This window comes from Micromonospora sp. WMMA1923 (genome assembly GCF_049179195.1).
Lineage (GTDB): Bacteria > Actinomycetota > Actinomycetes > Mycobacteriales > Micromonosporaceae > Micromonospora > Micromonospora yangpuensis.
The window spans coordinates 5,478,122-5,499,314 of record NZ_JBMHLZ010000001.1 but is presented as its reverse complement, the minus strand read 5'-3'; the positions used below and the strand labels follow the sequence as shown (position 1 = coordinate 5,499,314).

At 75.1% G+C, this 21,193-nt stretch carries 13 protein-coding genes; 11 read left to right on the top strand and 2 right to left on the bottom strand.

Features of this window, described 5'->3' with window-relative positions; genetic code table 11:
• Positions 1–64: 64 nt before the first annotated feature.
• The 8 genes from lysW to ACN28G_RS24900 are packed head-to-tail and all read left to right on the top strand — an operon-like array spanning position 65 to position 12,800.
• Entirely contained in the window at positions 65–229 is a 165-nt protein-coding gene (gene lysW / locus ACN28G_RS24935) for a lysine biosynthesis protein LysW (protein WP_091445428.1), read from the top strand.
• Entirely contained in the window at positions 229–1,254 is a 1,026-nt protein-coding gene (gene argC, locus ACN28G_RS24930) for an N-acetyl-gamma-glutamyl-phosphate reductase (RefSeq protein WP_421480452.1), read from the top strand. Before lysW ends, argC begins: the two co-directional genes overlap by 1 nt.
• A gap of 11 nt (positions 1,255–1,265) precedes the next feature.
• On the top strand, positions 1,266–2,117 hold the full coding sequence (locus ACN28G_RS24925) for a [LysW]-aminoadipate kinase (protein WP_091447685.1): 852 nt from the start codon (positions 1,266–1,268) through the stop codon (positions 2,115–2,117).
• A gap of 3 nt (positions 2,118–2,120) precedes the next feature.
• Positions 2,121–5,504, top strand: coding sequence for a non-ribosomal peptide synthetase (locus tag ACN28G_RS24920; protein ID WP_421480451.1), 3,384 nt, complete (start codon positions 2,121–2,123; stop codon positions 5,502–5,504).
• Positions 5,501–6,643 (top strand): acyl-CoA dehydrogenase family protein, encoded by a 1,143-nt coding sequence (locus ACN28G_RS24915; RefSeq protein WP_091445422.1) that lies wholly within the window; start codon positions 5,501–5,503, stop codon positions 6,641–6,643. Before ACN28G_RS24920 ends, ACN28G_RS24915 begins: the two co-directional genes overlap by 4 nt.
• Positions 6,640–7,794: an acyl-CoA dehydrogenase family protein gene (locus tag ACN28G_RS24910; protein ID WP_421480450.1), complete on the top strand. Its 1,155-nt coding sequence runs from the start codon at positions 6,640–6,642 to the stop codon at positions 7,792–7,794. The genes ACN28G_RS24915 and ACN28G_RS24910 overlap by 4 nt, the downstream gene beginning before the upstream one ends.
• A gap of 1 nt (position 7,795) precedes the next feature.
• A complete protein-coding gene (locus tag ACN28G_RS24905) occupies positions 7,796–11,155 on the top strand; it encodes a non-ribosomal peptide synthetase (protein ID WP_421480449.1) in 3,360 nt (1,119 codons plus the stop codon).
• Position 11,156: 1 nt separating this feature from the next.
• Entirely contained in the window at positions 11,157–12,800 is a 1,644-nt protein-coding gene (locus ACN28G_RS24900; protein WP_421480448.1) for a condensation domain-containing protein, read from the top strand.
• Here ACN28G_RS24900 and ACN28G_RS24895 read toward each other — a convergent pair.
• Positions 12,790–14,067: an MFS transporter gene (locus ACN28G_RS24895; RefSeq protein ID WP_091445413.1), complete on the bottom strand. Its 1,278-nt coding sequence runs from the start codon at positions 14,065–14,067 to the stop codon at positions 12,790–12,792. The genes ACN28G_RS24900 and ACN28G_RS24895 overlap by 11 nt on opposite strands.
• 234 nt (positions 14,068–14,301) lie before the next feature.
• On the opposite strand from ACN28G_RS24895, the gene ACN28G_RS24890 reads away from it, so the two are divergent.
• Both ACN28G_RS24890 and ACN28G_RS24885 read left to right on the top strand, forming a co-directional pair.
• Positions 14,302–17,640: a non-ribosomal peptide synthetase gene (locus ACN28G_RS24890; protein ID WP_421480447.1), complete on the top strand. Its 3,339-nt coding sequence runs from the start codon at positions 14,302–14,304 to the stop codon at positions 17,638–17,640.
• Between the two features lie 16 nt (positions 17,641–17,656).
• Complete coding sequence (locus tag ACN28G_RS24885; RefSeq protein WP_421480446.1) at positions 17,657–20,263, top strand: condensation domain-containing protein; 2,607 nt, start codon at positions 17,657–17,659, stop codon at positions 20,261–20,263.
• A gap of 40 nt (positions 20,264–20,303) precedes the next feature.
• On the opposite strand, the gene ACN28G_RS24880 is transcribed toward ACN28G_RS24885, so the two are convergent.
• On the bottom strand, positions 20,304–20,705 hold the full coding sequence (locus ACN28G_RS24880) for a VOC family protein (RefSeq protein ID WP_091445405.1): 402 nt from the start codon (positions 20,703–20,705) through the stop codon (positions 20,304–20,306).
• Between the two features lie 70 nt (positions 20,706–20,775).
• On the opposite strand from ACN28G_RS24880, the gene ACN28G_RS24875 reads away from it, so the two are divergent.
• Complete coding sequence (locus ACN28G_RS24875) at positions 20,776–21,153, top strand: ACT domain-containing protein (RefSeq protein WP_217628883.1); 378 nt, start codon at positions 20,776–20,778, stop codon at positions 21,151–21,153.
• Positions 21,154–21,193 lie beyond the last annotated feature (40 nt).

Genomic DNA, 21,193 nt, shown 5'->3' with positions numbered 1-21,193 from the left:
GCCTACCGACCGGGCGACGGCTCCCCGCGGGGCCGTCCCGTCCGCAGTGGAAGGACTGATCAGCATGTCGGCATGCCCGCAGTGCGGTGGCGGCATCTCGGTGCCGGAGAGCGTGCAGCTCAACGAGATCCTGGAGTGCCCCGAGTGCCGCGCCGAGATCGAGGTGATGTCCGTGGACCCGCTGTTGATCGCGGTCGCGCCGGACGTGGACGAGGACTGGGGCGAGTAGTGGTCGACGTCGCCGTCGTCGGCGGAGCCGGGTACATCGGCGGTGAGCTGCTGCGGATGCTGATTCCGCACCCGGACGTCACGGTCGTCGCCGCCACCTCGGACCGGCTGGCCGGGCGTCGGGTCGACGGCAACCATCCGACCCTGCGCGGGCACACCGACCTGACGTACGCGCCGCACGACCGGCTGCCCGACTGCGACGTGCTGCTGCTCGCCGCGCCGGGAGCGGCGATGAGCGACGCGGTACGGGCCCGGGTGGACGCCGGTGCGGTGCTCATCGACATCGGTCCGGAGCTGCGGCTGGCCGACCCGGCCACGTACCGGCGGTACTACGGCGGCGAGCACCCGTCGCCCGAGCTGGCGGCGGTGGCCGTACCCGGTCTGCCGGAGCTGCACCGCGCCGCGCTCACCAAGGCGGACACCATCGCGGTGCCGGGCTGCATGGCGACGGCGGCGATCCTGGCCCTGCAACCGCTGGCCGCCGCCGGCCTGATCGGCCCGGACGTCCTGGTCGACGGGCGGATCGGGTCGAGTGGCTCGGGCTCGCAGGCAGGTGAGGTCAACCAGCACGCCGAGCGGGCCGGCGTGCTGCGGGTCTTCGCGCCGTCGGGGCACCGGCACGAGGCGGAGATCGCCCAGGCCACCGGCCTGTCCGTGCGGATGGGCGCGACCGGGGTCGACGCGGTACGCGGGGCCCAGGTGCTGTGCCGTGTCACCCCGGCGGACGGGCTGACCGAGCTGGACATCCGCACCGCCTACCGCGCCCGGTACGCCGACGAGCCGTTCGTCCGGGTCATCGCCCAGCGCCGGGGCAACTACCGCCTGCCCGAGCCGAAGATCCTGCTCGGCACCAACTACTGCGACGTGGGGTTCTCGTTCGACGCCGCGCACGGCGAGCTGGTCCTGATCGCCGCGCTGGACAACCTCGGCAAGGGCGGCGCGGGCAACGCCGTGCAGTGCCTCAACGTCCGGATGGGGCTGCCCGAACGCCGTGGGCTGGAATTCCTCGGGTTGCATCCGATCTAGGCGGGGGCGTGATGGACGACCAGATCACCGTGGTCAAGTGCGGCGGGGCCGCCACGATCGCGCACGACGCGTTGTGCGCCGAGATCGCGGCGTTGCAGCGGAACGGGCGGCGGGTGCTGCTCGTGCACGGCGGCGCGGCGGAGCTGGACCGGCTCGCGGCGCGGCTCGGCCTGCCGCAGCGCCGGTTGACCACCCCCAGCGGGTCGTCCAGCCGGTACACCGACCCGGCCACCCTGGAGGTGCTGACCATGGCGCTCGCCGGCAAGGTCAAGCCGGGGCTGTTGGCCGCGCTGGCCCGTGCCGGGGCCCGCGCGGTGGGCCTGACCGGGCTGGACGCCGGACTGCTCACCGCGCGCCGTACCGCGGTGCACCGGGCCGTGCTCGACGGGCGCAAGGTCGTCATCCGCGACGACCACAACGGTCGGCTGACCCGGGTGGACCCGCAGCTCCTCCGGACGCTCTTCGCCGCCGACGTGGTGCCCGTGGTGTCGCCACCGGCGCTGGGCGAGGACGGCCACCCGGTGAACGTGGACGCCGACCGGGTCGCCACCGCGCTGGCCGGCGCGCTCGGCGCGGCCGAGCTGGTCTTCCTCACCGGCGCGCCCGGCCTGCTGCGCGACCCGGCGGACGAGACGAGCGTCGTCGGGCGGCTGGAGCTGTCCCCGGCCGAGCCACCGTCGCCGGAGATCGCCGGGGCGGGCATGACCGTCAAGTTGCAGGCGGCCCACGACGCGCTGCTCGCCGGGGTCGGCCGGGTGCTGATCGCCGACGGCCGGCGCACCGGCCCGTTGACCGCGGCCCTGGCCGGCCAGGGCACCACGGTCACCCTGTCCGAGCCGGTCCGAACCCCCGCCGGGAGCTAGCGCATGTCGACCTCCGCCGGAAGTACCCCCAGCGCCGGCGCACCGGTGCCCAGCCTGGCCGACACCCGCCGCGCGCTGCTGGCGGTCCGGGAGCGGCAACGGCAGGCCACCCGGGCGACCGGTGCCACCATCACCCCGGCCCGTCGGGACCGGCCGCTGCCGTTGTCGTTCGCCCAGCAACGGCTCTGGTTCCTCGACCAGTGGGCCCCCGGTCTGCCGGTCTACAACTCGCCGGTGGCCATCCGGCTGCGCCGGGCGGTCGACGTCGGTGCGCTGGGTCGGGCGTTGACCGCCCTGGTCGACCGGCACGAGGTGCTGCGCACCCGGTACGCGGCCGAGCGCGGGGTGCCGTACCAGATCGTCGACCCGGCACCGGAGGCGACGGAGCTGGACGTGGTCGAGGCGACCGGGGTCGCCGGCGCCGCCGAGATCGTCACCGCCGTGGCCCGGGAACCGATCGACCTGGGCACCGGCCCGGTGTTCCGGCCCAGTTTGATCCGGATCGCCGACGACGACCACGTGCTCGTGCTCGCCCTGCACCACATCGCCTTCGACGGCTGGTCCGCGGAGATCCTGCTGCGCGACCTGATCACCCTGTACCAGCGGGAGCTGACCGGTGTCGCCGGTCCGCTGCCCGCGCTGCCCGTGCAGTACGCCGACTACGCCGTCTGGCAGCGTGGCCGGCTGACCGGCGAGGTGCTGGAGAAGCAGCTCGGCTACTGGCGGGACCGGCTCGCCGGGCTGCCCACCCTGGACCTGCCGACCGACCGGCCACGACCGGTGGTACCTACCGGTGCCGGGTCGACCCTGGAGACGGTGATCCCCACCGAGCTGCACTCCCGGCTCGTGGCGCTGGCCCGTACCGAGCGGGTGACCCTGTTGACCGTGCTGCTGGCCGGGTTCACCGCGGTGCTGTCCCGGTACACCGGTCAGCGGGACCTGGTGATCGGGTCGGTCTTCTCCGGCCGGACCAGCCCGGAGATCGAGCCGCTGATCGGGTTCTTCGCCAACACCCTGGTGCTGCGTACCTCCACCGAAGGTGACCCGGCCTTCACCGAGCTGCTGGCCCGGACGAACGAGACCGTGCTGGGCGCGCACTTCCACCAGGACCTGCCGTTCGGTCGGTTGGTGGACGAGCTGCGGCCGGAGCGCGACCCCAGCCGCAACCCGCTGTTCCAGGTGTCGTTCACGATGGAGACCGCGTCCGCCGGGTCGGCGCGCTTCGCCGACGTGGGTGCGGAACTCTTCCCGCTGGAGCTGGGCACGGCCCGCTTCGACCTGGCGGTGCAGGTGACCGAGACGCCCGGCGCGGGCATGCGGCTGTGGGCCGAGTTCTCCACCGAGCTGTTCGAGCCGGACCGGATCTCCCGGCTCTTCGGGCACTACCTGACGCTGCTCGCCGGCGTGGTCGACGAGCCGGGGCGACGCCTGTCGCAGCTGCCGTTGCTCACCGCCGACGAGCGGCACGCGCTGGTGGTCACCGCCAACGACACCCAGACCGGGCCGCCCGACCGGGAGCGCTGCCTGCACCAGCTCTTCGAGGACCGGGTCGACGCCGACCCGCAGGCGCCGGCCCTGCGCTGGCAGGGTGCCACCCACACCTACGGCGAGGTGGACGCCGCCGCCAACCGGCTGGCGCGGGCGCTGCGGACCGCCGGGGTCGGCCCGGAGACACCGGTGGCGATCCTGCTGCCCCGCTCGCCCGAGCTGCCGACCGCGATGCTGGCCGTGCTCAAGGCCGGCGGGGCGTACCTGCCGCTGGACCCGGACCATCCGCCGGCCCGCTGGGCCACCCTGCTGGCCGAGGCGGGCTGCCGGCACGTGGTCACCGCCGCCGAGTTCGCCGCCGACCTGCCGCCGGAGACGGTACCGGTGCTCGCCGCTGACCCCGCCCACCGCGAACTGCCCGGTGGTCGGATCGGGCCGGTCGCCCGACCCGGTGGTCGGCTTGATCCGGTCGCCGGGCCCGGCGGTCGGCTTGATTCGGTCGCCGGGCCCGGCGACCTGGCGTACGTGATCTTCACGTCCGGCTCGACCGGGCGGCCCAAGGGCGTCGCCGTCGAGCACCGCAGCATCGTCAACTTCACCACCGCGATCGTCGAGCTGTTCCGGCTCGGTCCGGGTGACCGGGTGCTGCAGTTCGCCAACCCGTCCTTCGACGTGAGCCTCTTCGACTTCTTCAGCGCCCTGTGCAGCGGGGCCACCCTGGTGCAGGCACCCCGGACGACGTTGCTGGACCCGGCGGCGTTGACCGCGCTGATGCGCGACGAGCAGGTCACCGTCACCGACCTGCCGCCGGCGGTGCTCGGCCTGCTCGACCCGACCGGGCTGCCCGCGCTGCGGACCCTCTTCGTCGGCCTGGAGCCCTTCCCCGGTGAGCTGGTCAACCGGTGGAACACCAAGGACCGCGAGTTCCACAACGGGTACGGCCCGACCGAGGCCACCGTCGCCTGCATCAACTACCGGTGCCCCGACGAGCACCACGAGTCGATGCCGCCGATCGGGGTGCCGCTGGCGAACTACACCGCGTACGTCCTCGACCCGGCCGGCAACCTGGTACCCGTCGGCGTACCCGGCGAGCTGTACGTCGGCGGCGTCGGGGTCGCCCGCGGGTACGTGGGCCGGCCGGGGCTGACCGCCGAACGCTTCGTACCGGATCCGTTCGGCGCGCCCGGTGGCCGGCTGTACCGCACCGGCGACCTGGTGCGTCGTCGGGCCGACGGGAACCTGGAGTTCCTGGGTCGGGTGGACAACCAGATCAAACTGCGCGGGCTGCGCATCGAGCCGAGCGAGATCGAACACGTGGTGGGCGCGGACCCGCAGGTCGCCGAGGTGGCCGTGCTGGCCCGGGGCAGCGGTGCCGACGCGCGGCTGGTGGCCTACGTGGTGCCGGTGCCGGGCACCACGTTGGACCAGGCCAGGCTGCGTCAGTTTCTGGCCGAGCGGCTGCCGGCGTACCTGGTGCCGGGGCAGCTCGTGGAGCTGCCCGAGCTGCCCCGGGGGGCCAGCGGCAAGCTCGACCGCAACCGGCTCCTCGCGGAATCGGGCGGCGGCCCCGCCCCGGTGCCGACGGTGGCGCCCCGCACCCCCACCGAGGTCGTGCTCGCCGAGATCTGGGCCGAGCTGCTGACCGCCGACGGCTTCGGGGTGCACGACAGCTTCTTCGCCGTCGGCGGCAACTCGCTGCAGGCCACCCAGCTGGTGTCCCGGATCCGGGACCGGTTCGGGGTGACGCTGAGCCTGCGGGACGTCTTCGTCGGCGCGACCATCGCCCAGCTCGCCGAGCTGGTCGAGGAGCAGGAGCTGGCCGCCGCCTCGGACGACGAACTGGCCGACCTGCTGGCCACCCTGGAGGCGGCCCCGCCGGAGACCGGGGAGCGGCGGTGAGCGGCGACACCGGGCGGTTCCGCGCCGAGGTCAGGCGGTTCCTGGCCGAGCCACGGGTCCGGGACGCGGTGGTCGAGATCGCCCGCTATCCGGCCGGCCGGGAACCCGCGCTGCTGGACATCTACCGGTGGCTGGGCGAGCGGGGCTGGCTCGCGGCGGACTGGCCCACCCGGTACGGCGGCGCCGACCTCGGCCCGACGGAGGCGGCGGTCGTCACCGAGGAGATGGGGCTGGCCGGGGTACCGGACGACCTGCACGTGCTGAGCATCGACCTGGTAGGCGCGTTCGTGCTGCGACACGGCTCGGACGCCCAGCGCGCCGCGCACCTGCCCGCGCTGGCCCGGGGCGAGCGGATGGCGACCGTGCTCTTCACCGAGCCGGAGGCCGGTTCCGACCTGGCCGCGCTGCGCACCCGCGCCGAACCCGACGGCGACGGCTGGCGGCTCACCGGCTCCAAGATCTACAACCAGAAGTCGCAGTTCGCCGAGGTGGCGCTCTGCGCCGCCCGGACCACCGAGAGCCCGGTGCCGTTCCACGGGATCACGCTGTTCCTGCTGCCGCTGCGCTCGGCGGGCGTGCACATCGAGACCGTGCCCGGCATCGGCAACGACCAGTTCACCCTGGTCGTGATCGACGGCGTCCGGTTGACCGCCGACGACGTGGTGGGCCGCCCGGACGACGGCTGGCAGCTGATCAACGAACTGCTGCTGCGGGAACGCACCGGCATCGACTTCCACGCCAAGACCCGCCGCCAGTTCGAGCTGCTGGTGCGGCAGGCGGCGGCGACCGGCGCGCTCGACGATCCGGCGTACGCCGACCGGCTGGCCGACCTCGACGCCCGGCTGCGCGCCGGGCACGCGCTGGCCTGGGAGATGGTCGCCGACCTGGCGCGCGGCGAGCCCGATCCGGTGCGCTCGGCGATGGCCAAGTGGTTTGTCACCGAGCAGGTCCGGGACGTGATGGCGGCGGCCGGTGACGGCCTCGGCCTGGACCTGGCGCTGTCGGCCTGGGACGGCGAGGCACCGCAGGAGGGGTTGCTGGAGGCCGCCTACCGGGCCAGCCCCACCCAGCGGCTGGCCTCCGGCACTTCGGAGATCATGTTGTACCTGATCGCGACCAGCGGGCTGGAGCTGCAGTGAGCGCCGACTACCGGGAGCTGTTCGACCCCGAGCTGGTGCCCACCCTGCGCCGGCTCGGTGAACGCCCGATGGGTGCGGGAGCCGACGCGGCCGTCGACCCGGACGACCGGGTCGCCCGGCAGGCGGTCTGGCAGAGCCTGGTCGGTCTCGGCGCGCTGGCCTGGGCCGACCCGGACGCCGGTGCGCACCGGCCGGAGCCGTTGCCGGAGCTGGTGGAGCTGGCCGAGCTGATGGGCGAGAGCCTGTTGCAGAGCCCGTACCCGGACACCGTGCTCGCCGCGGAGCTGCTCGCCACGGCCGAGGCTGACAGCCCGGCGGCGCGCGAGGTGCGGGTCGCGATCGCCGCCGGTCGGTGTGCCGTCGCGGTGGCCCCCCGCACCGACGGCCGCACCGACCCGGCCGTGCCCGACCCGGTCACCGTCGACGACGACCGGATCCACGGGGTACGCCGGTTCGTCGCCTTCGCCGCCGACTGCGACCTGCTGCTGGTGCCGGCACCCGGCCCGGCCGGCACCGAGCTGCGACTGGTGCCCCGGGACCAGCCCGGGGTGCGCCTGCGTCGGCACGACGACACCGGCCGGGGCGACCTCTACCGGGTGGACCTGGACGGTGCCGCGACCCTGCCCGGTGGCTGCTGGCACGGCAGCCGGTACGCCGAGGCGATCGGCCGGGCCCGGCTGCGGCACGCCGCCTACCTCCTCGGCGGCGCCCGTGGTGCGGTCGAGTTGACCACCGCCCGGTTGCGGTCCCGTTCCGCCTTCGGCCAGCCGCTGGCGCGCAACCAGGCGTTGTCGTTCCGCCTGGCGGCGCTCACCGCCCGCCGGCACGCCGTGCTCGCCCTCGTCCGCCGCGCCGCCCGCGCCGACGGCCCGACACCCCTGGGTGACCCGGCGTACGCCGACCCGGTGCTGGCCGGGGCCCAGGCGCTGATGCTCGCCGCGGAGCTGGCCCGGGAGACCGCCGCCGAGGCGGTGCACCTGCACGGCGCGTACGGGCTGACCGAGGCGAGCGACGCCCAGCTCTACTTCCGTCGGGCGGTGGTCGACGCCGGCTGGTGGGGCACCCCCGCCCAACTGCGCCGAACCGCGGCGGACGCCCTGATCCGCCGGGCGACGGCGGATGCCGGCGGCTCCGGAGCGGTGGGTGGCTGAGATGTCGACGGGACCGGGGTGGCTCACCGACGACCGACGGGAACTGCTGGCCCGGCTGGCCGCCCAGCGTGGCGTGCGGCGGGGACCGGCCGGCGTCACCCCGCGCACCGGACCGGGCGCGCCGCTGTCGTACGCCCAGCGCCGGCTGTGGTTCCTCGACCGGCTCTCCGGCGGCAGCCCGGTCTACCACATCGCCGCCGGGGCCCGGCTGCGCGGACCACTGGACGTGGCCGCGCTGGCCACCGCGCTGACCACCCTGGTCCGCCGGCACGAGGCGCTGCGTACCGTCTTCCCGCCCGGCCCGGACGGCATCGCGACCCAGCTGCCCGCCGCGGCACCGCGCCTGATCGAGCTGCCCGCGCAGCCGTTGGCGGGTACCCCGGCCGAGGTCGAGCAGACCGCGCTGCGCCTGGCCCGGGAGATCGCCCGGGAGCCGTTCGACCTGCCCGCCGGCCCGCCGCTGCGGTGCCGCCTGCTGCGCCTGGCCGACGACGACCACCTGCTGGTAGTCGTCCTGCACCACATCGTCGCCGACGGGTGGTCGCTCGACCTGCTGCTCCGGCAGCTCCTCGACGCGTACGCCGAGGGGGCCGGCGGTGCGCAGTCCGAGTCGCGGTCGGGCCTGCAACTGGGGGACGTGGCGTGCTGGGAGCCCGGCTGGCTGGCCTCCGCCGAGGCGGCCAGCCAGCTCGACCACTGGCGGGCGAAGCTCGCCGACGCGCCCCTGCTGGAGCTGCCGACCACCCGGCCCCGCCCGCTCCAACCGACCTCGGCCGGCGACACCCACCGGTTCTCGATCGAGCCGCGGGTCGCGGGCCGGTTGGCGGCGCTCGCCGCCGAACACCGGGCGAGCCCCTTCCTGGCCGCCCTGGCGGGGACGGCGGTCGTCGCCGGCCGCTGGGCCGGCCAGGACGACGTGGTGCTCGGCACCCCGCACGCGGGACGCCACCGGCCGGAGCTGGCCGGTGTGGTCGGGTGCCTGGTCAACACGTTGCCGCTGCGGTTGCGACTGGACCCGGCGGACCGCTTCGTCGACCTGCTGGAGCAGGCCCGGGACACGCTGCTGGATGCGCACCAGCACAGCGCGGTGCCGTTCGACCTGCTGGTGGAGCGGCTCCGGCCGGAACGCGACAGCGGTGGCCGACCGCCGATCGTGGGACACCTGATCAGCTACGAGGACCGCCCGGTACGCCGGGTGCGGGTCGGTGAGCTGGAGGTCCGGTTCTTCCCGGTGGAGACCGGCACCGCGAAGTTCGACCTCTCCGTGGAGCTGGCCACCGCGCCGGACGGCGGTCTCGACGGGACCGTCGAGTACAGTACCGAACTCTTCGACCCCGACACCGCCGTCCGCTTCGCGGCCGGCCTGCGGACCGTCCTGGCCCACGCCACCGCCGACACCCGGCTGGCGGATCTGCCGCTGCTCTCCCCGGCCGAACGCATCGAGGTCGTCGAGCGGTTCGGCTCGGGCGGCCCGCCGACGGAGGGGTCCGAGGCCACCGTGCACGGCCTGGTCGAGGTGGCCGCCGACCGCTGGCCCGACCAGGTGGCGGTGCGCTCCGGCGGGCACCGGCTCAGCTACGCCGAGCTGGACACCGCGGCGAACCGGCTGGCGCACCTGCTGCGGGCCCGGGGGATCGGACCGGACCGACCGGTGGGTGTCGCGCTGCCCCGCGGGCCGTACCTGCTGGTCGCCCTGCTCGGGGTGCTCAAGGCCGGTGGCGCGTACGTGCCGCTCGACCCGGAGCACCCGCCGGCCCGGCTCGCCCAGATCGGTGCCGACGTGGCGGTGCCGGTCGTGCTCACCGTCGCCCGGCACCGGGCGGCGGTCACCGCAGCGGTGCCCGAGGGCACGCCGGTGCTGGAACTCGACGGGGCCGAAGTGTCCGCCGGCGGCCTCCCGCAGCACCGCCCCGAGCCGGTGGCCACCCCCGGTGACCTGGCGTACGTGCTGCACACCTCCGGCTCCACCGGCCGCCCGAAGGGGGCGATGAACACCCACCGGGCGGTGGTCAACCGGCTGCTCTGGATGCAGCAGGCGTTCGGGTTGCAGCCGGGCGAGGCGGTGCTGCAGAAGACCCCGCTGGGCTTCGACGTATCGGTGTGGGAGCTGTTCTGGCCGCTGCTCGTGGGCGCGCAGTGCGTGCTGGCCGAGCCGGGCGCACACCGCGATCCCGCCCGGCTGGCCGCCACGATCGCCGAGCACCGGGTGACCACCGTCCACTTCGTACCGTCGATGCTTGCGGGTTTCCTGGCCGCCGGCGCGGCGGCGGACTGCGGCGGGGCGCTGCGCCGGGTGGTCTGCAGCGGCGAGGAGCTGCCCCCGTCGCTGGTCGCCGCCTGTGCCCGGGAGCTGCCCGGTGCCGCCGTGTTCAACCTGTACGGCCCCACCGAGGCGGCCGTCGACGTGAGCTGGCACCGGTGCCGCCCCGAGGACGGGCCACGGGTGCCGATCGGCCGTCCCATCGCCGGGGTACGCCTGCACGTGGTGGACGGCCACGGCCAGCCGGTGCCGGTCGGGGTGCCGGGTGAGCTGCTGATCGCCGGGGTGGCCGTGGCCCGGGGGTACTGGAACCGCCCGGCGGCGACCGCCGAACGCTTCGTACCCGACGTGTTCGGTCCGCCCGGCGCGCGGGCGTACCGTACCGGTGACCGGGTCCGCTGGCTGCCCGACGGGACGCTCGACTACCTGGGCCGGCTGGACCGGCAGGTGAAGATCCGGGGCGTCCGGATCGAACCTGGCGAGATCGAGGCGACCCTGGCCGACCATGCCGACGTGGCCTCGGCCGTGGTCGACGTCCGGCCCGGACCGGACGGCGCCGCGCTGCTGCTGGCCTGGGTGACCTGCCCGGACGGGGCCACCCGGGCACCTGAGTTGCCGGCGGTGCTCCGGGCCCACCTGCGGGACCGGCTGCCCGCCGCGCTGCTGCCCGCTACCGTCACCGTGCTCGACGGGTGGCCGCTGAACGCCAACGGCAAGCTGGACCGCGCCGCGCTGCCGGTCGCCGCGCCGACGTCGCCGCAGGCCTTCGTCGCCCCCCGGGACGACACCGAACGCGCGGTGGCCGCCATCTGGGCGGAGGTGCTGGACGTCGACCGGGTCGGCGCGCACGACGACTTCTTCGCGCTCGGTGGCCACTCCATCGTCGCGGTACGGATCCTGACCCGGGTCCGTACCGTGCTCGGGGTCGAGGTGGCCCTGCCGGTGGTCTTCGCCGCGCCGACGGTGGCCGGGATGGCCGCGGCGGTCCGGGCCGCGCGAGCAGACGGCGGGTCCGCAGCGGCCCCGCCGACCATCGGCCGGGTGTCCCGCGAGCGGTACCGGGTCACCCGTCCCGCCGACCCCACCGACCGGAGAGCGTGACATGTCTGACGACGCCTACCTGCTGCCCGCCTCGTTCGGTCAGGAGCGGTTGTGGCTGGTGGAGCAGCTCCAGCCTGGTTCGCCGCTGTACCACGTGCCGGCGACGGCACGGCTGCGCGGCCCGCTCGACGTGGCGGTGCTGCAGCGCTGCCTGACCGAGATCGTCGAACGGCACGAGGCGCTGCGGACGGTGCTGCGGATGGAGCAGGGCGCGGTGTGCCAGCTCATCCGCGACTCGGTGCCGGTACCGCTGGAGGTGGTGGAGCCGGTCGACGATGCGTCGGCGGCGGTCGCGGCGGCCGTCCGGGAGCCGTTCGACGTCGGCGTCGGCCCGCTGATCCGCTGCCGCCTCCTGCGGCTCGCCCCGCAGGAACACCTCCTGGTGATCGTGGTGCACCACGCGGTCGCCGACGGCTGGTCGCTCGGCGTGCTCGTCCGGGAGCTGGGCGTCCTGTACGCCGCGCACCGCGAGGGGACGCCTGTCGAGCTGCCCGAGCTGGCGGTGCAGTACGCGGACTTCGCCGTCTGGCAGCGCGAGACGGCCGGTTCGGAGTCGCTCACCCGGCAGCTCGACTTCTGGCGCGGGCAGCTCGCCGGGGCGGCCCCGCTGCGGCTGCCGCCGGACCTGCCGTATCCGGCGGAGCCGCAGGCCACGGCGCACACCGCGGTCAGCCGGGTGCCGGCCGAGGTGCTGCACCGGTTGCGCTCGGGCGTCGACGCCTCGGTCACCGACTTCATGCTGATGCTCACCGCGTACGCGGTCGTGCTGGCCAGGTGGAGCGGGCAGCCCGAGGTGGTCGTCGCGGTACCGGTGGCGGGCCGGGACCAGGCCGAGGTCGAGCCGGTGATCGGGTTCTTCGTCAACACCCTGCCGCTGCGGGTGCCGGTCGGCGGCACGTCGACCTTCCGCGAGCTGCTCGGCGAGGTGCGTGACCGGTGGCTGGCCGCGCTGGCCAACGCCGAGCCGCCGTACGAGCGGATCGTCGAGGTGGCCGGGGTACGCCGACGGGCCGGCCGGCTGCCGCTGGCGCGGGCGATGTTCGGCCTCAACAACACCCCCTTCCCACGGCTGGGCCGGATGGGGGACCTCACCGTCGAGCAGGTGCCGGTCCCGGTGACGCACATCGAGTTCGACGTGCTGACCGAGCTGGCGACGGAGAACGACACCCTGGTCGCCTCCTTCGCGGTGTCGGCGGACCTCTTCGAGCAACGCACCGCCGAGCTGCTGGCCCGCTCGTTCCTCGACGTGCTGTCGGCGGCGGCCGACGACCCGGACCTCGACACCGCCGCGCTGCCCTGCGCGATCACCTCGGCGGTCGGCGCGCGGGGGGACGGCCCCGGCTACCCGGAGGAACCGGCGTCGGCCGGGGCACCGGCCGGAGCGCCGTCGGCGGGTACCGGCGGGGCCCCGCAGTCCCCCGCCGAGCAGCTGATCGCCCGGCTCTGGCGGGAGGTGCTCGACGTCGCGGTGGTCGACGTGGACGACGAGTTCTACGCCCGGGGCGGCAACTCGCTACGTGCCGTACGGGTGGTGATGGCGGCCCGCGAGTCCGGCCTCAGCCTGCCGGTGGAGGCGCTGATGGGCGAGCACACGGTGCGGCAGCTGGCCGCTGCCGCACACTGGGAGACCCCGGTCACGCCTTGAACCCACCCCCGTCCGGCCCGTCCAGTCTGCGCAGCGTGCGGACCGGTCGGGTGAGGACCGGCACCGCCGACAGCGCGACCACCGCCACCGCGATCCCCATCGTGGTACGCGAGCCGAGCGCGTCGACGAGCACGCCACCGGCCAGTGCGCCGACCGGGATCCCGCCGAACGCGATGAGCCGGTAGCTGGCGTTCATCCGGGCGTGCAGCTCCGACGGGGTGAGCAGTTGGCGCACCGTCACCGCGACGACGCTGCCGATCCCGCTGCCCGCCGAGCCGAGCAGGAAGCCCGCCGACCAGGCCACGATCGCCGTGCCCCCGGTGCCGGCCAGCGGCAGCGCCAGGTAGGCCAGCACGCCGAGGACCACCCCGGCGCCGACGGCCGGACCGTAGCCGATCCGCCGGATCAGCACCGGGGCGAGCAGCGCGCCACCGATGGCACCCACCCCGCCGGCGGTCAGCACCATGCCGTACACGAAGGTGCCCAGGTCCAGGTCGGTCACCACGCGGACCAGGAACGCGATCGCCAGCAGCTCCATCCCGAGGTTGTACAGGCCGGCGTGCACCACGATCGCCCGGATCGGCGGCGTCCGCCAGACCGCGCGCAGCCCCTCGGCCACCTCCCGGCGCAGGTTGCGTGGGCCGGTACGGGTCTCCGTCGGCTCCCGGTGCCGGATCAGCGCCAACGACAGCCCGGAGAACAGGTAACAGACGGCGTCCACCAGCAGGGTCGCCGGACCGCCGATCACCCGGACCAGCACGCCGGAGAGGGCGGGGCCGACCGTGCCGCCGACCGCCTGGTTGACGCCGAGCGCGCTGTTGGCCCCGTCGAGGCGGCTGCGGCCGACCATGGTCGGGACGTAGGCGAGGAGACTGATGTCGTACACCACCGACAGGCAGCCGCCGAGCAGGGCGATCAGGAAGAGCTGGGGGAGGGTGAGCACGCCCAGCCAGGCCGCGACGCTCACGGTGACCACCAGCGCGGCCCGGACGAGATCGCAGAGGATCAGCACCGGACGCCGGCTGCGGCGGTCGATCCAGACGCCGGCCAGCAACGGCAGAGCCAGGAACGGCAGCATGTACAACGCCTGCAGCACGCCCAACTGGGTGCCGGAGGCGTCCAGCTGGGCGATCGCCACCAGCGGCAGCACCGTCATGGTGACCTGGGAACCCAGCTGGGCCGTCGCGTCGCTGGCGAAGAGCAGGCGGAAGTCGCGGCTCCAACCGCGGTTACCCGGCTTGACGGCTTCGGTGGGACGGGCGGTCATCGGACTCCTCCGTCGGCGTGCCGACCGGCTCCGGCGGGTGACTGATCTGGATCCGCACGCAGCTGCGCGTTCGTACTCTCGCCGGCCTCGGCCGGGCCGGCCAGTCCGGGAAAGACCCGATGGTCGGCGGCCCGCCGGTCAGCGAGGGTGGTGCGGAATCGTCCGCGAGAGCTGCGCGAGACCGTCGCGGGGCGAGACCGTCGCGGGTGGCGGTGCGAAGGTGGGGCGCTCACGATGCCGGACAGCGAGTCGCGGGACCATCCGCTCGCGCCGAACCAGCAGGCGATGTTCTTCCTCCACCAGCTCGCCCCGGCCAGCACCGCCTTCACCATCGTCGTCGCCGCCCGGTCGGACGGCCCGCTGCAGCCGGAGCCGCTGCGGCAGGCGGTGACCGGCCTGGTCAACCACCATCCGGCCCTGCGGACCACCTTCCCGTCCGTCGACGGTGACGTGGTGCAGCGGGTGGCACCGCCCGCGCCGGTGGACGTCACCTGGCACCGCCCGGCGGCGGGCACCGACACCGACCGGCTGGTCACGTCGCTGGCCGAGCGGCCGTTCGATCTGGCCACCGGGCCGGTGCTGCGGGTGGACGTGATCGACGACGGTGCCGCCGGACCGCTGCTGCTGCTGGTCGTCCACCACCTCGTGGCCGACCTGTGGTCGATGCAGATCGTCGCCGCCGAACTCGGCGAGCGGTACGCCGCCGCGCTGGCCGGTACCGCCTGGCCCACCCCGGTACGGCCGGTACCCGGCTTCCCGCAGCTCGCCGCCGACCAGCACCTGCGGCTCGCCGGGGCGCGCGGCACCGAGCTGCGCGAGTTCTGGCGCGCGGAGTTGCACGGCGCGCCGACCACCCTCGACCTGCCCACCGACCGGCCGCGCCCACCGGTCCGGCAGTTCGGCGGCGACACCGCCCGGTTCTCCCTCGATCCGCAGCTCACCGCAGCCCTACGCGGGCTCGCCGAGCGCACCGGCACCACCCTGTACACCGTGCTGTTGGCGGCCTACCAGATCCTGCTGCACCGGCACACCGGGCAACCGGAGGTGCTCGTCGGCTCACCGGTGCACGGGCGGCGCGCGGGCGGTCTGCGTACCGTCGGGTTCTTCGTCAACACGGTGGTGATGCGCGGCCGGATCGTGGCCGGCGAACCCGGCACCGCGCTGCTGGCCCGGCTGCACGCCACCACCCGGGCGGCGCTGCGGCACGCCGAACTGCCGTTGACCGAGGTGGTCCGGGGGCTGCGGGTGCCGCGCGATCCCAGCCGGGCCCCGCTGGTGCAGGCGCTGTTCAACCTGATGCGCCCGGTCGGCCCGCAGGCCACGGCGTTGGCCGGGTTCGCCACCGGGGTGCCGGCGACCGCGCTGTCGATGGGGCCGCACCGGATGACCCCGGTGCCGGTGGCGCAGCGGCACAGCCAGCTCGACCTCACCCTGACCGTGGCGGAGGTCGGCGACCGGCTGCACGGCCAGCTGCAGTACGACACCGCCCTGTTCGACCGCTCCACCGCCGACCGGTTCACCGCCCGGTTGCGGACCCTGCTCGCCGCCCTGGCCGCCGAACCGGACCGTCCGGTGGGGACGCTGCCGATGCTCGACGCCGCCGAGCGGGACACCGTGCTGCACGCCTGGAACGACACCGCGATGCCGTTCCAGCCCGCCGACGACCTGGGCGGTCAGGTCGCCCGGCAGGCCCGGCGTACCCCGGACGCCCCGGCCGTGCGGGGCCCGGACGTCCGGCTCGGCTACGCCGAGCTGGACCGGGCGGCGAACCGGTTGGCGCACCGGCTCGTCGCGGCGGGCGCCGGGCCCGGCCGGATCGTCGGGCTGCACCTGGAACGCGGTGCCGCGCTGGTGGTGGCGGCGTTGGCGGTGCTGCGTACCGGGGCCGCCTACCTGCCGCTCGACCCGGAACTGCCGGCGGACCGGTTGGCGTTCATGGTGGCCGACGCGCGGCCCGTCGTGCTGCTCACCGACGCCGAAACAGCGGTCCCGGCCGCCGACCTGCCGACCCTGCGGCTTCCGACACCGACCGCCGACCCGGCGGACCCCGGCCCGCCGGTGGTGCGGATACCCCCCGAGAGCAGCGCGTACGTCATCTACACCTCGGGCTCGACCGGCCGGCCCAAGGGGGTGGCGGTACCGCACCGGGCGCTTGTCAACTTCCTGGCGGCCATGCGGAGGCTGTTCGACTTCGGTCCCGGGCACCGGATGCTGGCGGTGACCACCTTCTCCTTCGACATCGCCGTACTCGAACTGTTCCTGCCGTTGGTGACCGGCGGCAGCACCGAGATCGTCACCCGGGACGTCGCCGCCGACGGCCACGAACTGCGTCGTCGGCTGACCGACGGTGCCGTCACCCACCTGCAGGCCACCCCGGTGACCTGGCAGCTGCTGCTCGACGCCGGCTGGCGCGACGGTGCCGCGATCACCGCCCTGTGCGGCGGCGAGGCGATGCCGGCCGCCCTCGCGGCGCGGCTGACCGGCGTCGCCGGCCGGGTGTGGAACATGTACGGCCCGACCGAGACGACGATCTGGTCGGCCGCCGCCCGGGTCGACGGCGGCCCCGGCCCGGTGCCGATCGGCCGGCCGGTGGGCAACACCCAGGTGTACGTCCTGGACGCCGCGATGCAGCCGGTGCCGCCCGGAGTGGTCGGCGAGATCTACCTCGGTGGTGCGGGGGTGGCGCACGGCTACCTGCACCGCCCCGGGCTGACCGCCGCCAGGTTCCTGCCCGACCCGTACGGCCCGACCCCCGGCGGGCGGCTCTACCGCACCGGTGACCTGGGGCGGTACCGCCCCGACGGGCAGCTGGACTACCTCGGGCGTACCGACCTGCAGGTCAAGCTCAATGGGCTGCGGATCGAGCTGGGTGAGATCGAGGCCGCGTTCGAGGCCCAACCCGGGGTACGGCGGGCCGCGGTCACCGTGCACCGGCGGGACGGCCGGACCCCGGTGCTCGTCGGCTACCTGACCGCCACCACCGCACCCACGGCGGACGACCCGACCCGGCAGGCCGACGGGGCCCGGCTGCGTTCCTCGGTGGCCCGGACCCTGCCCGGGTACATGGTCCCGTCGACCCTGGTGTGGCTGGACGAGTTGCCGCTCACCGCGAACGGCAAGGTCGACCGGGCCGCGCTGCCCGCCCCGGAGCAGGCGGCGACGGGGCGGGTGGTCGAGCCGCCCGCCGGACCGGTCGAGCGGGACATCGCCGCCCTGGTCGGTGAGCTGCTGGGCGGCGTCGAGGTCGGTCGCACCGACAACCTCTTCGAGTTGGGCGGCGACTCGCTGACCATGTCCCGGCTGGTCATCCGGTTGCGGGACAGCTTCGGGGTGGCCGTACCCCTGCACCAGCTCTTCGACGACCCCACCGTGGCGCGGCTCGCCGCGCTGGTCTCCACCGCCGCCGACGGTGCTGCTTCGGCGGCCTCCGGCGGTCCGCCGCCGGCCGCCGCCGGTGGGTCGGCGCCGGCGCCCGCCGTGACCCGGGTGGACCGCAGCCGGTACGTCGCCGGCCGGGCCGGCGGTGCCCTGCGGCTGCCCGAATCCCTCCGTCGTCCGAAGCACGTGGACTGAGTACCGTGGAGCGCCCATGCAGCCGATGATCTTTCCCACCTCGTACGCCCAGCAGGGGCTGCTGACCTTCGAGCGGCTGCACCCGGGCACGGCGACGTACCACGTCGCGTTCGCGCTCTGGCTGCACGGACCGCTGGACACCGCCGCGCTGACCGCCGCCGTCTCCGCCGTGGTCGAGCGGCACGAGTCGCTGCGGACCACGTTCACCGTGCTGGACGGCGAGGCGGTGCAGCTGGTCGACGCCGGGGCCGGGCCGGTGGTCACCGAGCACGACCTGAGCGCCGATCCGGCGGCCGGCACCGTCGAGGCGGTCCGCCGCCGGCTCACCGCAGCGGTCGCCGAGCCGTTCGACCTCACCCGGTCCGCGGTGCGCCTCGACCTCTACCGGCGTACCGCCGAGGAGCACGTCCTGGCGGTCACCCTCCACCACGCCGTCGCCGACACCTGGTCGTGCGCGGTGTTCGTCCGGGACCTCTCCACCGCGTACACCGCCGCCCGGGACGGCCGGTCGCCCGAGCTGCCCGAACCACCCGTGCAGTACGTCGACTACGCGGTGTGGCAGCACGACCGGTTGGCCGGCCCGGAGGTGGCGGAGCTGGAGACGTACTGGCGGGAGACGCTGGCCGGGGCGGCGCCGACGCTGGAGCTGACCGGCGACCGGGACCGGCCGGCCGTGCCCTCGTTCGCCGGGGCCACCCTGCCGGTCGCGCTCCCGCCCGAGCTGGTGGCGGCGGTGACCGCGACCAGCCGTCGGCTGCGCAGCACCCCGTTCGTGGTCATGCTCGCCGCCTTCCAGGCCGTCGTCGCCCGGTCCACCGGCCGCACCGACGTGCTCGTCACGACCAGCGTCGCCACCCGTACCCCCGAGGTGGAGGACCTGATCGGCTGCTTCCTCAACGTCCTGCCGATCCGGGTGTCGGTGGCCGGCGAACCGTCGTTCACGGAGCTGGCCGACCGGACCAGGACGGCCGTGCTGGGTGCCTTCGAGCACCAGGACCTGCCCTTCGACCGCATCGTCGAGCAGGGGCCACGCCCGCGCGACCTGCGGCACCAGCCGCTGAGCCAGCTCATGTTCGGGGTGCAGAACGCCCCGATGCCGCAGCCGGAACTGGCCGGGCTGACCGCGGAGGCGGGCCTGGTCGCCCGGGGGGTGGCCCAGTTCGACCTGGACATCCAGCTCTGGGCCGCGGGGGAGCGGATCGAGGGCTTCTGCGAGTACGCCACCGACCTGTTCGACTCGGCGACCGTGCAGCGGCTGTGGGACCGGTTCGTGGCGCTGCTGCAGGACGCCACGACCGACGGGGACCGGCCACTGTCGCAGCTCGCCCCGCTCGACCCGACCGACCTGCGCCGGGCGCTGACCGCCGGTGGCCCGACCCCGGCACCGGCCGCCCCGGCCGACAGCCCGGCCGCCGACGGTTTTCCGGACCTGGCCGGCTCCCCGGATGCCGGTGACTCTGCGGACCCGGCGGTGGCCGCCCTGTCCCCGGCCGCGCTGCGCCGCTGGGTCGGCGTGCTGGCCGAGCACGCCGCACTCCGGCCCGACGACCGGGTGCTGGACCTGTCCGATCCGGACAGCCCGGCGTCCGCCGCCTGGTCCTGGCACGTCCGCGCGGCTGGTGCCACTTCCGTCGTACCGCCGGCTGGCGCCGGCTCCGTCGTACTGTCGGCTGGCGCCGGCTCCGTCGAGCCGTCGGTCGAGCGGGTGGCCGACGCCGCGCAGTGGGCCCGGCTGGCGCTTGCCGAGCAGGTCACCGTGCTGGCCGGGCCGGCGGCGGAGCTGGCCCGCCTCGCCGCGCTACCGGAGACCGGCCCGCTGCCCGCGCTGCGCCGGCTGGTCGTCGACGGTCCACTGTCCGAGGCGGTGGCCGGCTGGTTCGCGGCCAGGGCACCCGGCCTGGCCACGGTCGCCCTGCTCGGTGGGGTCGAGGCGGGCGGCCCCACGCTGGTGCTCGGTCCGTGGCGTGGGTCGCGGATCGCCGCCCGGCTGCTGCCCGGTGGCCGGGCGGCGATCGTCGATCCGGACGGCCGGCTGGTCGCCCCGGGCACCCCCGGCGAACTCCTGCTGGCGGCCGGGCCCGATGCGTTCGCGGGACGCCCCGGTGGTCCGGACGACCTGGTCGACCACCCCTACGCGGGGGTGGACCCGGCGACACCGTCCGGGACCCGGCTGTGGCGCTCCGGACTCGCCGCCCGCCAGGCCGTCGACGACAGCATCGAACTGCTCGGCACCGGCCGGTCCGACCCGACCGGCACCGAGCGGGTGACCCCGGACCGGCACATCGAGCCGCGCGATCCGGTCGAGACGGTGCTCGCCGAGATCTGGGGCTCGGTCCTGCAGGTCGGCCCGGTCGGCGTGCACGACGACTTCTTCGCGCTCGGCGGGCACTCCGTCGCCGCCATGCGGATCGCCGCGCTCACCGGCGACACCCTCGCGGTCGAGCTGCCCGTGCGTACCCTCTTCGAGCTGCCGACCGTGGCGGCGCAGGCCGAGTTCCTGGTCGAGGCCGGGCGGGCCGCGGCCGTCGACGTCACCGCCGCGGCCGAACTGGCGCTCTCCGTCGGCCGGCTCTCCGAGGAGGAGGTACGCGCGATGCTCGCCGACGGTCCGTCAGGCGCCTGACGGCGCGTTGACGACGCACCGGCGTGCCGGCCGAGGTCCGTCAGGTGCCGGACGGCTTGTCGTTCGCCCGTTCGGCCTCGCCGCGCTCGACGCAGAACTCGTTGCCCTCGGGGTCGGCCAGCACCACCCAGCCCTTGCCGTCGGGCTTGCGCCGGTCGTCGACCAGGCTGGCCCCGGCCCCGAGCAACCGCTCGACCTCCTCGTCACGGGTGCCGGAGCGGGGCGCGATGTCGAGGTGTACCCGGTTCTTGCCCGCCTTGGCCTCCGGCACCTGCACGAAGAGCAGCACCGGTGATCCCCCGTCCGGCGGGACCACCGCGCACTCGTCGTCGCCGGGCTCGTCCTCGGTGTCGAGCGGGAAACCGGTGACCACACTCCAGAACTGGGCCAGGGCGTACGGCTCACGGCAGTCGATGGTGACGTGACGGATGACGGCGGGCACGGGACTCCTGTCGATCGAGGTGGCCGACGCTCGCGGCGGAGCGCCGGCGATGGGCCGGTAGGGTACAAGCGTGCCAACCTCCGACACCAGCCAGCGACTGCGGGTGCTGCCCGGCCGATGCACGATGGAGCTGGCTGCCGACGGTTCCGTACCCCCGGCTGAGTGGATCGCCCTGGTCAGGGCCCCCGAAGGGCTCACCGTGATCCGGCCGGTGGCCGCCGGTGAGAAGCCCGCCGAGGGCACCTGGATCGCCCTCTACACCGGTGACCAGGCCCATCCGGTGGACCTGCCCGGCATGCTCTCCGCACTGCTCGTGCCGTTGGCGCAGGCCGGGGTGCCGGTCTTCGTCGCGTCCACCCACCACGCCGACCTCGTGCTGGTGCCGGAGGATCGGCGCGCCGACGCGCTGACCGCCCTGCACGACGCCGGTCACACCGTCGCCGACTGACCGCACTGAGCCGGACCGGCACCGACCGGTCCGGACCGGC